A 12,272-nucleotide genomic window follows, 5' to 3' on the forward strand; every position below is an offset into this window, starting at 1 on the left:
GCGCGTTACCCGGGTGAGACTGGCACAAACCGGTGAAAGCCGTCACCGGCCAAAAGGATGGTGGGAACCTACCCGACGACCCGGTCGAGCAGGAAAACCGGCAACGGGCGGCCGGCTTCCTGCTGCTCCATCGCGTAGCCCGGCCAGAACTCCAGCAACCGCCGCCACATCGCGGCGTACTCCTCGCCGGTCAGCTCCCGCGCGACGACCTCGACGGGACGCCCCGCCAGCGCGATCCGCGCCTTCGGGTTCGCGCGCAGGTTGAGCGCCCACGCCGGGTCGTGCCGACGGCCCCAGTTGGAGGCCGTCAGCACGAAGTCACCGCCGTGCGGGTAGTAGAGCAGATTGGTGCTGCGCTCCAGCCCGCTCTTGCGGCCCGTCGTCGTGAGGGTCAGCGACGGCAGCCCGGCGAGCGCCACGAGGCTCACCCGGCCGCCGAACGCCTTGTGCAGTTTCTTGTCCGCCCACACGACGAACCGCGCCGTGCGCATCAGCCACGGCTTCGTGCCGACGGCCCGGGCCAGGGCCCGAAGAGGATTAGCCACGCACGGATCTTGCCAGGCTCACCCCGAACCGCTGCTGGGAGTCGGTCCACCAGTGCGCCAGCTCGAACCCGGCGGCCGCCAGTTCCGCTTCGACACCGGACGGCCGGAACTTGGCGGAGATCTCCGTGCGGATGTGCTCCCCTTCGGCGAAGCCCACCGTCAGGCCGGCACCCGGGATCTCGACGGTGAGCGCCCGCCGGGCGCGCAGGCGCATCTCGATCCACTCGTTTTCCGCGTCCCAGTGCGAGACGTGGTCGAACTCGTCGGTGTCGAAGTTCGCGCCGAGCCGGGCGTTGATCACCCGCAGCACGTTCTTGTCGAACTCCGCCGTCACGCCCGCGGCGTCGTCGTAGGCGCGTTCGAGGATGCCCGCGTCCTTGACCAGGTCGGTGCCGAGCAGCAGCCACTCCCCTTCGTCGAGGACGTCCCGGACCGACCGCAGGAAGGCCGCGCGCTCGGCGGGCAGGAAGTTGCCGATGGTGCCGCCGAGGAACGCCACCACCCGGGGCTGGCCCCCGGGCAGCAGGGCCAGGTGCTGGGTGAAGTCGCCGACGACGCCCCGGACCGTCAGCCCCGGGTAGTCCGCCGAGATCGCTTCGGCGGCTTCGGCGAGCGCCGACTCGGACACGTCGAGCGGGACGAACGCCTCCAGCGTGCCGTGCGCGGTGAGCGCGTCGAGCAGCAGCCGGGTCTTCTCGCTCGACCCCGAGCCCAGCTCGACGAGCGTGTGCGCGCCGGTCAGCTTCGCGACGTCGCCGGCGTGCGCGGCCAGCACCTCGCGCTCGCTGCGGGTCGGGTAGTACTCCGGCAGCTGGGTGATCTTCTCGAACAGCTCGCTGCCTTCGGCGTCGTAGAACCACTTGGGCGGCAGCCACTTGCGCTCCGCGGTGAGGCCGGCGACGACGTCGGCGCGCAGTTCCGCGGTGACGGCGTCGCCGGAGCGGTGGTGGTCGAGATCGACTTCGGTCATGGGTTCTCCTGGGTCAGGGGAAGCAGTTCGACGCCGGCCGCGGTGGCGCGCACGGCGTGGTGGTCGGGGACGGGCCGCCAGCGCGGGTCGCCGTCACAGGGCTCGGAGGACAGCAGCACCCCCGCCGGGGTCTCCAGCAGGGACAGCGCGTGTGTCCAGGCCGTGGCGATGAGGGTCGAGCCGTCGGTGAGCAGGAAGTTGAGCCTAGAACCGGGCGCGGCCGCTTCGACGGCGGCGGTCAGCGCCGCCACCGCCGTCAGCGGGTCTTCGCCCGTGGCGAGCCGGGCTCGCAGCAGCGCCCAGAGCACCGCCGAATCCGTCGGTGCCTCCAGCGTCAGCAGCTCGGTGACCGGCAGGGTCTTCGCCAGTTCGGCCAGCGAATCCGGGTAGCCGCGGACGACGCCGTTGTGGCTGAACAGCCACGGCCCGGCGGTGAACGGCGCCGCGGCCGCTTCGGTCACCGGCATGCCGGTGGTGCCGTTGCGGACCGCGGCGACGAACGCGCCGGAGGTGACCGCCGCGGCCAGCGGCGGCAGCGTCTCGTCCGTCCACAGTGGAGTCGAGCGGCGGTGGCGCAGCGGCGGCGAGCCCGGGCCGGGGTACCACCCCAGCCCGAACCCGTCGGCGTTGACCGAGCCGCCGCCGCGCATGTCCGCCGGCGCGTAGGACTGCACCAGCAGCGAATGCGGGGCGCGGAAGAGCACCTCGGCGGGCGAGACCGGCTCGCCGAGGTAGCCGATGTGGCGGCACATGCGCCTAACCCACCTCGCCGGGTGCCGCGTCGCGGGCCGTCCGGAAGCCGGCGAAGATCTGCCGCCGGATCGGGTAGTCCCAGTTGCGGAACGTGCCGCGGATCGCCGCCGAGTCGGTGCCGAACGAGCCGCCGCGCAGCACCTTGTACTCCGGCCCGAAGAACACCTCCGAGTACTCCCGGTACGGGAAGGGCGCGAAGCCCGGGTAGCCGTGGAAGTCGGTGCTCGTCCACTCCCAGACGTCGCCGATCAGCTGGTGCACGCCGGCCGGCGACGCGCCGGCCGGGTACGCGCCCACCGGCGCCGGGCGCAGGTGCCGCTGGCCGAGGTTGGCGTGCTCGGCGCCCGGCTCCTCGTCACCCCAGGGGAACCGGCGCGACCGGCCGCTCGCGGGGTCGAACCGCGCCGCCTTCTCCCACTCCGCTTCGGTCGGCAGCCGCCGCCCGGCCCAGGTCGCGTACGCCTCGGCCTCGTAGTAGGAGACGTGCACGACCGGCTCGTCGGCGGTGATCCGTTCGTAGACCCCGAAGCGGGTCCGCCACCAGCCGTCCTGCTCCCGCTTCCAGAACCGCGGGGCGGTGATGCCGTGCTCGGTCCGGTACGCCCAGCCCGCCGGGCTCCACCACCGCTCGTCGTCGTACCCGCCGCCGTCCAGGAAGGCGGCGTAGGCCCCGCAGGTGACCGGGACGGTGTCCAGCCAGAACGCGTCGACGGCGAGCTCGTGCGCCGGGCGCTCGTTGTCCAGCGCCCACGGCTCGGCCGACGTGCCCATGGTGAACGCGCCGCCCGGCACCAGCACCTCGGCCGGCAGCGCGCCGGAGCGGGCCGACGGCGGCTCCGGCGCGTGCAGCACCGGGTCGCCCTTGCGCAGCTGGTGGGTGGCCAGCATCGTCTCGTCGTGCTGCTGCTCGTGCTGGGTGATCATGCCGAACGCGAACGCCCGCTCGGTCAGCCTGCTGCCCTGCAGCGGCACGCGCTCCAGCACGTCGAACGCCTTCTCGCGCACCTGCTTCACGTAGGCGCGCGCCTCGGCCGGGCCGAGCAGCGGCAGCTCCGGCCGGTCGGCCCTGGCGTGCTGGAAGGCGTCGTAGATGTCGTCGATGTCCGGGCGCAGCGGCTCCCGGCCGCCGACGTCGCGGACCAGCCACAGCTCCTCCTGGACGCCGATGTGCGCCAGGTCCCAGACCAGCGGCGACATCAGCTTGGAGTGCTGGCGGACCAGGTCCTCGTCGTCGACCGCGTCGGTCAGCGCCACGCTGCGCTCCCGCGCCCTCTTCAGTGCTTCGGCGGCACGGGCGCGCAGGTCCTGCGCGCTCAGGTCGTCCAGTGCTTCTGCCTCTGTGCTCATGCTTCGCTCCTCGATCGGGACACGCGCCCCTGCACGCTCTCGCTGATCTCGGTGATCGATCGGTCCGTCAGCCCGGTCTCGCCCAGCTCGGCGCAGCCGAGGTCGGCCAGCGCCGCCGCCACCGCGGCCAGCGCCGGATCGTTCAGGCCGCACCGCGCCGCGGTGGTCCACCGGCCCGCCACCGGCGCGCACAGGTCGAGCACCTTGTCCACGGTGGACGGTCGGGCCAGCAGTGCGCTCACGAGCGCGACCGGCGGCAGCCACGCGCCCGGCGGCTGCGCGTCGAGGTACCGGATCTCCAGGTACCCCTGCGGGCGGACCGGGGTGAACATCGTCGTGAGGTGGTAGTCGAGGTCCGCCGACGTCGGCCTCGGCAGCAGCGCGGCCGCGCCCCTGCCGTCGATCCAGTCGGCGAACGTCAGCCCCTCCGGGGCGTCCCACGGCCGGTCGGCGCGGGGCAGCACCAGCAACGGCGTGTCCATCAGGCGGGCGGCCCACTCCGCCGCGGGCTCGCCCGCGACGCGTTCGGTGCGCGACCGGACGGCTTCGGTGTCGTGCACCGCGAGCCAGCGGGCCGAGGCGAACCCCGTGTCGCGTCCGGCGTGGACGCGGGAATTGGCGAAGAGGGCCAGCAGCGGCGGGCCCATGGCGTGCGCGGCCGCCCAGCGGAACGCGTGCTGGTCGGCCTCCCCCGCGTCGACGCACACCTGCAGGCCCGCGGTGCTGCACATCATGGTGATGCCGCCGGTGCCGATCGCCGCGAACCGGCGTTCCATCGCCGCGTAGCGCGGCGTGCGCAGGATCCGGCGCGGCGCGCGGTGCGCGTCGATGCCGGTTTCGCCGAGTTCGAGCCCGTGCCGGGCGAGGAGGGTGCGCAGGTGGCGCAGATCGGCCGAGACGACCGCGTCGAGTTCGCGGAGCGTGGCCTGGGGAGGGCTGGAGATTTCGACTTGGCAGCCGGGTTCGAGGCTGACCGGGCTGCCGGCCGGGAGTGGCGTGGCGGGGCTGTCGGGACGCAGTGTCCGCGGGGTGTGCGCGCCCAGCGCCGTGGCCAGTACATCGGGATCGAGCGGTCTTGCCGGGTCTTCGGCGTGGTGCACGGTGAACTCCAGCTCCACGCCGGTCAGGCGAGGTGGCCCGTGCTTGAAGCACACCGATGCGACGTACGCCTCCCCGGCCGCGCGGTCCGCGAGGAGCCGTGCGGTCTGGTTGGACGCACTGCCCGACTTCTCGGGAAAATCGTGCATCGTAGACGCTTCTGTCATGTCCGTTCCTGGTTCCGTGTGGTGGAACTTCTTGACTTCGGACGCTACACGCGGGGTACGACAAATTCAGGGCTCGTCCTGACCCGCAAGACGCCTTCACCACTCCGTAAGAACTCGCTGATCAGGGCAAAGCGGACTCGGTGCCCAGTCCCAATTCGGCCGCGGACGCGCGCACGGCCTCGATCACCAGGTGCAGCGCGGGCAGCCGGGACGCGGTCCGCCGGTAGGCGATCGACACCGTCCGGAGCAACGGGGTGGTGAGCGTGACGACGTCGATCCCCGGCGGCCGCAGCAGGCGCAGGCCGAGGTCCGAGACCAGGGTGATGCCCAGCCCCGCGCCCACCATCGCCATCGCCGTCGACTGCTCTTCGACCTCGTGGTTGATCTTCGGGGCGAAGCCGTGCCGCTGGCAGGCGGTGCGCATCGCGCGGCCGAAGTGCGACTTCGCGCTCGCCAGGATCCACGGGTGCTCGGCGAGGTCGTCCAGCGACGCCGACCCCGAGGGCACCGCACCTCGCGGCACCGCGGCGTGCAGCCGCTCCACGGCCACTACCGCGCGCTCCAGCCCGGGGTCCCACGTCGTCGGCGAGTCCGAGTAGTCGATGACGAACGACAGGTCGAGGCTGCCGTCCCGGACGGCTTCGGCGGTGTCCTCCGGCGCCAGCTCGCGGGTACGCACCTCGATCCCGGGGTGCTCGCCGGCCAGCGCGGTCAGCGCCGTCGGGAGCAGGCCGGAGGCCACCGACGCCCACACCCCGGCGGTCAGCCGGACCGTGCGGGACTCCTGCGCCTCCTCCAGCGCGAGTGTCGCGCGCTCCACCGAGCCGAGGATCTCCTCCGCGTGCTCCGTCAGGAGGGTGCCCAGCTCCGTCAGCTGGACGCGGCGGCCGAGCCGTTCGAACAGCTTCGCGCCCACGTCGCGTTCCAGCTGCGCGAGCTGCTGCGAAACCGCCGAAGCGGTGTAGTGCAGCGCGGCGGCCGCCGCCGTCACGGTGCCCCGGCGGTGCAGCTCGCGAAGCATCCTCAAGCGGTGCAACGAAAGCTCCATACACAAAACCTAAACGAGATCGTGCAGGTTCGTTAAATGGACGCGGCCGCCTCCCGGAGCGCACTCTCGTGGAGGCGGCCAGGACGGCCGCCCCGGACTTCCCTGGAGGTGAGTGGCCTGATGACCCCGCGCAACGCCGAACCGCTGATGCGGCTCACGTGGACCGATTCCATCACCGGCGCGCACGGCTACCTGGTCGTGCACAGCTTGGTCTCGGGCGTCGCCACCGGCGGCACCCGGATGCGGGCGGGCTGCACGATGACCGAGGTGGAGGACCTCGCCCGGGGCATGGCCAACAAGACCGCGACCTTCAACCTGCCGGTCGGCGGGGCCAAGGGCGGCATCGACTTCGACCCGAAGGACCCGCGCGCGTTCGGCGTCCTCAAGCGGTTCTGCTCGTTCCTGCGGCCGTGGCTGGACGCGCACTGGGTGACGGCGGAGGACCTCGGCGTCCCGCAGCACCTGATCGACGAGGTGTTCGCCGAGCTCGGGCTGGAGCAGTCGTACCACGCCGCGATCCGCCGTTCGGCCGACCCGGCTCGTACCCTGCGCCGGGTCCAGGCCGGCCTCAACGCACCGGTGCCCGGCGGGCTGCTGCTCGGCGACGTCGTCGGCGGCTACGGCGTGGCGCAGTCGTGCCTCGGCGTCGCGGCGGCGTGGGACTGGGACGTCGCCGAGACGACGGTGGCGATCCAGGGCATCGGCACCATGGGTGGCGGCGCGGCCTGGTACCTGCACGAAGCGGGCATGAAGGTGGTCGCGGTGGCCGACGCCGCGGGCACGCTCTACGACCCGGTCGGGCTCGACGTCCCGGCGCTGCTGGAGCTGCGCGACCGCTTCGGCGAGGTGGACCGCTCGCGGCTGCCTGCCGGGGTGCGCTCGCTCCCCCGCGACACGATCGTCGGCATCGACGCGGACATCTTCGTGCCGGCCGCGATCTCCTACGCGCTGCGCCCGGACAACGAGAACCTGGTCAAGGCTTCGGTGGTCGTCGAGGCGGCCAACGCGGCGACGACACCGGAAGCGGAGGCGGCCCTTTCCGCGCGGGGTGTCGCGGTGGTGCCGGACTTCGTGGCGAACGCGGGCGCGGCGGCGTGGGCGTGGTGGCTGCTGCTCGGCGAGGTCGGCGCCGATCCGGCGGACTCGTTCCTGCGGCTGCGCACCGAGATGCAGGCGAAGGTCGCGCTGCTGCTGGCCGAGTGGCGGATGGACCGGCTGCCGCTGCGCGTCACCGGGCTCCGGCTGGCCGAAGCCAACCGGGCCCAGCGCACCGAAGCCGCGCTCGCCCCGGAAGGCGAACCGCAGCTGCTCATCCCCTAACGGCTCGCGAAGCGGTCGGTCGCGCCGATCAGGACGTCCTGCATCGACGCGGCCGACACCGTGTGCCCGACGTCGTCCAGCATGACCAGCTCGCTGCCCGGCCAGGCGTGGTGCAGCAGCCACGGCGTGCCCACCAGGTTGTTCGTGTCCAGCACGCCCTGGGCCAGCACGGCGGGGATGCCCGCGAGCTTGCCGGCGTCGCGCAGGATCTCGCCGTCGGGCAGGAACGCGCGGTTGCTGAAGTAGTGCGTGACGAGCCGGGCGAAGCACAACCGGTACGCCGGGTCCTCGAAGACGTCGGGTCGCGGCACGCCGGGGAGCATGGCATCTTCCCAGGCGCACCAGCCCTCGGCCGCCTTCTGGTGGATCGCCGGGTCCGGGTCCATGAGCAGCCGGTGGTAGGCGGCGGACAGGTCGCCGTCGCGCTCGCTCTCGGGGACGCCTTCCCGGAACTTCGCGAACCCCTCCGGGAAGTACGCGCCGAGCCCGCGGATGAGCATTTCGATCTCGATGTGGCGGTCGGTCGCCAGCCCCATCAGGACGATCTCGCTGACCCGGTCCGTGTGGCGCAGCGCGTAGACCAGGCTGAGCACCGAACCCCAGGAACCGCCGAAGAGCAGCCACTTTTCGATGCCGAGGTGCGCGCGAAGCCGTTCGAAGTCCGCCACCAGGTGGTCGGTGGTGTTGGCGGAGAGGTCGGCGACGGGATCGCCGGCGTAGGGGGTGCTGCGCCCGCAGCCGCGCTGGTCGGCCAGGACGATGCGGTAGCGCGCCGGGTCGAAGAACCGCCGGACGTTCGCCGAGCAGCCGGCCCCGGGGCCGCCGTGCACGACGAGCGCCGGCTTCCCGGCCGGGTTCCCGCAGGTCTCCCAGTAGATTTCGTGCCCGTCGCCGACGTCGAGCCTGCCATGGTCGTACGGTTCGATCTCGGGGTACAGCATCGGCACGTCCTTCCACCCAGGATGCAACAGCGCTGTCACATTAGCCGGGGTGGCAGAATCGCGCCTGCCTTTTTCAGTTCAGGGTCTGGGCCAGCTCGTCGAGCGTCTCGGCCAGCTCCCGCGGGCCGGCGGGCCCGATGTGGATGACGGCGTCGTCGCCCGACCCGGTCGTGTAGCTGAGGTAGCGGCCCCAGTCCGTGTCGGCGTAGTGCAGTGGCTGCTGCAGGCAGGTGTGGCGGCCGACGTCGTCGCGCCGGCCGACGTAGAGCTCCCCGCTGCCCGAGACGGGCCGCTGCACCAGGCTGACGACGTCGGCGACCGCCGGGGCCAGCGGGTACGCCTCCTGGCCGCGGCGGGCGGCCTCGGCCAGGTCCGCGACCCGGACGGTGCGCGGGTGCCCGCCGCCGGGCCCGACCGGCGGCAGCTGCTCGACGAGGGATTCGGCGAGCCGGTTCCGGTCGATCTCCTGCACCCCGACGTGGGTGCCGTCGGAGACCGCGAGGATCGCCTGCAGCCCCTTGGCGGCGGCGAGCACGCCGTAGGTCTGCCCCTCGACGCCGACCCAGCCGTAGCACTCCCGCGCGGGGCTGACCAGCAGCGGCAGCCAGTCGAGGAAGTCGACGGTGACCCGGCCGCGGACGTCGACGAGCCCGGCTTCCGCCAGCGCGGCGTCGATCCGCTTGCCCGCCTCGTCGCGCTCCTCGTCCGACAGCCAGATCGGCTCCGGCCGCAGGGTGATGTGCAGCTGACCCGCCTGCTCGCGCTCGGCCAGCGCGGCCAACGCCTCGACCGGAACTTCCACCCGGCCTGTTGCCACGTCCACCCGCCTACTCGCCGATGACCGGCGGACTGGTCCGCTGGTCGGTACCGAAGATCGCGTCCGGATCCGCCTCGATCAGGAAGTCCGGCCGCTGGTGCTCATCATCTTCCTCACCCTCGCCGCGCCGGCCGCCGGGGCCCATGGCCCCCATCTGCCCGCTGCGCCCGGCCGCCGACCGCGCCGCGGCGGCTTCCGCCGCGGCCGCGTTGCCGAGCCCGCCCATGCCGGAACCGCGGCCGCTGCCCAGCCCGCGCTCCCCGGCGGCACCGCTCCCGCCGCCGGTTCCGCTGCCGCCGCCGATGGGCCGCCCGTTCGAATCGAGCAGCCGGCTCCCGGCGTTGGCCGGCCCGCGCCCACCGGTACTGGAATTGGGGTCGTTGCCGAAGGTGTTCGAGTAGTTCTGGCCGCCGCCCCCACCGGTGCTGGTCGGGTAGAACTCGATCCCCCCGGTCCCGGGCGGGTTCCCGCCGGGCCGTTCGGTCGTCTGCCCAGGCCGCGTCGTGGTCGTGGTCGGGCGGCCAGTGCCGGTGGTGTGGGTGTCGTCTTCCCCGGGCCGGACGGTGCCGCCCGGGCGATCGGTGCTTCCGGGCCGATCCGTGCCACCCGGCCGGTCGGTCCCCCCGGGGCGGTCGGTGCCGCCGGGCTGGTCGGGCCCACCGGTGTGGGTGGGATCGACGCTGGAGGTCGTGGTGTGGTCGCCGTCGCCGGGATCACCACCCCCGCCTTCGGGGTACCACCTGTTCTTGTCGGTCGGCTCGACGATCCGGCCGGGGCCGCTCGGGGTGTTGACGGCGATGGCGGCGCCGTCGGACTCGAGGACGCCGTAGTCGGTGGGCAAGATCGACCGGGTGCTGTCGGTGACGCTGCTGTACTGGTCCATGACCCGGACGTTGGTCTCGTTGGCCGCGTTGTACTTCGCGATTCCGGTCTGGTAGTCGTCTATGTCGTCTTTGGCCATAAAGGGCCCAGCGATCGGGATGGCGGCTTTCAGCCCGGTCGTCCAAGGGTTCGGCTTCTCCGGCTTCGGAGGAATCTCCACGACGGCGTTGTTCGACTCTTGGAACACCGCCGCCTGGGTGTCCACCGAGGCGCGGGTCGCGTCGAGCGGCTCGGCACTGTCGTGGAAGGCCCGTTCCATCGGCCCGGCACCCGCGTTCGCGGCGTCGGCCGCGTCACCGGTCCACGCGTTCACCATCCTGGTTTGCAGAGCCTTGATGCTCGCCCCGCGTTCCGCGTAGGCGTCCGAGAGTTGCGCGACGGACTCGGCCATCCGCTGCAGCCCGGACGTGTCGCCCTGTCTGAAGTTGTCGTAGATCTGCTTGCCGTCCACCCGTCATGCCCCCTTGAGTGTCTTGATGACGCTCGACGCCACCTGCGTGGCCGCGGCGCAGGAATCGTCCTGCCCCTGGTACCCCTGCGCGTACACGTCGAAGGTGAGGTCGTCCGCGATGCCCACGCCTAGCCCGCACGAACCCATCGAGCGCTCGTCTTGGGCATCGAAGTAGACGGCCGGGTAGCCCTCGACTTCCGGAGCGCGCTCGAGGAACCTGATGAACTTCTTCTGGCGGTAGCCCGCGTAGATGCCGGCCAAGCCGCCGGCGCCCTTGTCGCGGCTCCCGGTGCCCAGTGCCACAGACAGGCCGATGCCTTCACCGCGCAGCTTCCAAAGGCAGGACGGACCCGCCTGAGTGAAGACCGTGTCGCCCTGCGCCTTGAATTCCCCCGCGTCGGTGTACCGCAACGAGCTCAGCACGTCCTTCGGAACGATCGCGCAGGTGTCGCCGACGTACTTGCTCACGTCGAGCGGAGCGGCGGCGACCTTCGGCACTTCGGGATCAGCCGAAGTGGTGCCCGTCACCGCCGAGTCGGTGGGCGACGGAGACGCGGTACCGCCCGTCGTCGTGGTGCAGGCCGTGGCGGCTCCCGCCGAGACGACGATCAGGACGGCGATCAGACAGAGTTTGCTTCGGAACAAGTTCGGCTCGCCTATGCCTTGAAGGTGTCGGACAGGCTCTGGTCGGTGACCACGGTCTTCGACTGGGCTGCCTTGAGCTTCTTGATGTACTCCTGCGCGTACTTGCGCATGGAATCGTTCTGCCGCTGGAGCGCAAGGACCGAGTCGCCGGTGGTGGTCGCGTAGCTCCCGCTGACGGGGTCCTGGCCGGGCGCGAGTTCGCCCGCAAGGACGATCTCACGGATCTTGCTCCCGTCCTCGACGATCTTGTCCAAGACGTCTTCCCACTGGCCGATCAACGACTTCAGCTCTTCGGGGTCCATCTTGAACTGGCCGCCCCCGCCACCTCCGCCGCCGTACACGCGGCCTGGGGTGTCGAAGACGTCGCCCCACAGCGCCTGAGCCGCCTGCCCGGCTTCGCCGATGATCACGACCAGCACCTTCCCCTCAGTTCACCCACCGTGATGTGGCAAAGACTAGCCAACCGTCTCACTCCGTGTCAGCGAATCGCCGCAACGTTCAGACGATGAGGGCGCCCATCCGGTTCCCCACCACTCCGGGTCACAGTACGTACGTACGGATTGCGAAACTCCGGTCCCCGGTGCCAGGATTTCAGGATGCCACGCGTAAGCCAGGATCACCTCGACGCACGCCGGCGCCAGATCCTCGACGGCTCGCGCGTCTGCTTCGCGCGCTACGGCTACGAAGGTGCCACAGTCCGGCGCCTGGAGGAAGCCACCGGGCTGTCGCGCGGGGCCATCTTCCACCACTTCCGCGACAAGGAGTCGCTCTTCCTCGCCCTCGCCGAGGACGACGCCGTGCGGATGGCGGACGTCGTCGCCGAGCAGGGCCTGGTTCAGGTGATGCGCGACCTGCTCGCCGGGGGCGACCACCCGGCCGACTGGCTCGGGACGCGGCTCGAGGTGAGCCGGCGGCTGCGGACCGATCCCGAGTTCCGCGGGCGCTGGGCCGAGCGGTCCGAGCAGCTCACCACCGCCACCCGGCTGCGGCTGCTGCGCCAGCGCGACGCCGGGAACCTGCGCGACGACGTCGACGTCGACGTCCTCACCGCGTTCCTCGAGCTCGTCCTCGAGGGGCTCGTGTCCCACCTGGCCATGGGCCTGCCCGCCGCCGGCCTGGGTCCGGTGCTCGACCTCGTCGAGGAGACCGTGCGGCGCCACCGGCAGACGACGGTTTGAGCTGTCCGACACACCGATATCCCCAGCGCTGACCGCGAAGGACACGTTAAGATTGTCCGCATATCCGCAGTACACGCCGATTTCTTGCTAGGAGTGACCGTTTCGTGCGC

Annotated in this window: 13 protein-coding genes; 2 read left to right on the plus strand and 11 right to left on the minus strand. The window is 71.8% G+C overall.

Translation table 11 applies throughout. The features are described from left to right. Window positions 1–68 precede the first annotated feature (68 nt). The 6 genes from H4696_RS10270 to H4696_RS10295 all read right to left on the minus strand — a co-directional run bounded on the left by H4696_RS10270 (window position 69) and on the right by H4696_RS10295 (window position 5,928). Window positions 69–491, minus strand: a complete 423-nt coding sequence (locus tag H4696_RS10270) for a nitroreductase family deazaflavin-dependent oxidoreductase (RefSeq protein WP_086856050.1) — start codon at window positions 489–491, stop codon at window positions 69–71. Between the two features lie 46 nt (window positions 492–537). Beyond that, complete coding sequence (gene egtD, locus H4696_RS10275) at window positions 538–1,515, minus strand: L-histidine N(alpha)-methyltransferase (RefSeq protein ID WP_086856051.1); 978 nt, start codon at window positions 1,513–1,515, stop codon at window positions 538–540. Then, on the minus strand, window positions 1,512–2,267 hold the full coding sequence (gene egtC / locus H4696_RS10280; protein ID WP_086856052.1) for an ergothioneine biosynthesis protein EgtC: 756 nt from the start codon (window positions 2,265–2,267) through the stop codon (window positions 1,512–1,514). The genes egtD and egtC overlap by 4 nt, the downstream gene beginning before the upstream one ends. Window positions 2,268–2,271: 4 nt before the next feature. Then, window positions 2,272–3,615 carry an ergothioneine biosynthesis protein EgtB gene (gene egtB, locus H4696_RS10285; protein ID WP_086856053.1) on the minus strand — a complete coding sequence of 448 codons (1,344 nt, stop codon included), beginning with the start codon at window positions 3,613–3,615 and terminating at the stop codon, window positions 2,272–2,274. Next, window positions 3,612–4,880 carry a glutamate-cysteine ligase family protein gene (locus H4696_RS10290; RefSeq protein ID WP_086856054.1) on the minus strand — a complete coding sequence of 423 codons (1,269 nt, stop codon included), beginning with the start codon at window positions 4,878–4,880 and terminating at the stop codon, window positions 3,612–3,614. The genes egtB and H4696_RS10290 overlap by 4 nt, the downstream gene beginning before the upstream one ends. Before the next feature lie 121 nt (window positions 4,881–5,001). Then, the gene (locus H4696_RS10295) at window positions 5,002–5,928 is read right to left on the minus strand and encodes a LysR family transcriptional regulator (protein WP_086856055.1); all 927 of its coding nucleotides are present in this window, start codon (window positions 5,926–5,928) and stop codon (window positions 5,002–5,004) included. 120 nt (window positions 5,929–6,048) lie between these two features. Here H4696_RS10295 and H4696_RS10300 point away from each other — a divergent pair, with 120 nt between their 5' ends. Next, window positions 6,049–7,248 carry a Glu/Leu/Phe/Val dehydrogenase dimerization domain-containing protein gene (locus H4696_RS10300; RefSeq protein ID WP_086856056.1) on the plus strand — a complete coding sequence of 400 codons (1,200 nt, stop codon included), beginning with the start codon at window positions 6,049–6,051 and terminating at the stop codon, window positions 7,246–7,248. Here the strand turns inward: H4696_RS10300 and pip are convergent. The 5 genes from pip to H4696_RS10325 all read right to left on the minus strand — a co-directional run bounded on the left by pip (window position 7,245) and on the right by H4696_RS10325 (window position 11,394). Further along, window positions 7,245–8,189, minus strand: a complete 945-nt coding sequence (gene pip, locus H4696_RS10305; protein WP_086856057.1) for a prolyl aminopeptidase — start codon at window positions 8,187–8,189, stop codon at window positions 7,245–7,247. The genes H4696_RS10300 and pip overlap by 4 nt on opposite strands. Window positions 8,190–8,262: 73 nt before the next feature. Beyond that, window positions 8,263–8,991 (minus strand): ESX secretion-associated protein EspG, encoded by a 729-nt coding sequence (locus H4696_RS10310; protein ID WP_086856058.1) that lies wholly within the window; start codon window positions 8,989–8,991, stop codon window positions 8,263–8,265. Window positions 8,992–9,016: 25 nt separating this feature from the next. Further along, window positions 9,017–10,339 carry a hypothetical protein gene (locus H4696_RS10315; protein WP_086856059.1) on the minus strand — a complete coding sequence of 441 codons (1,323 nt, stop codon included), beginning with the start codon at window positions 10,337–10,339 and terminating at the stop codon, window positions 9,017–9,019. Window positions 10,340–10,342: 3 nt separating this feature from the next. Further along, entirely contained in the window at window positions 10,343–10,984 is a 642-nt protein-coding gene (locus H4696_RS10320) for a DUF3558 domain-containing protein (RefSeq protein ID WP_086856060.1), read from the minus strand. A gap of 11 nt (window positions 10,985–10,995) precedes the next feature. Next, window positions 10,996–11,394, minus strand: coding sequence for a hypothetical protein (locus H4696_RS10325; protein ID WP_086856067.1), 399 nt, complete (start codon window positions 11,392–11,394; stop codon window positions 10,996–10,998). A 186-nt stretch (window positions 11,395–11,580) separates the two neighbouring features. On the opposite strand from H4696_RS10325, the gene H4696_RS10330 reads away from it, so the two are divergent. Beyond that, complete coding sequence (locus H4696_RS10330; RefSeq protein WP_086856061.1) at window positions 11,581–12,162, plus strand: TetR/AcrR family transcriptional regulator; 582 nt, start codon at window positions 11,581–11,583, stop codon at window positions 12,160–12,162. Window positions 12,163–12,272 lie beyond the last annotated feature (110 nt).

The sequence above is a fragment of the Amycolatopsis lexingtonensis genome (assembly GCF_014873755.1).
Lineage (GTDB): Bacteria > Actinomycetota > Actinomycetes > Mycobacteriales > Pseudonocardiaceae > Amycolatopsis > Amycolatopsis lexingtonensis.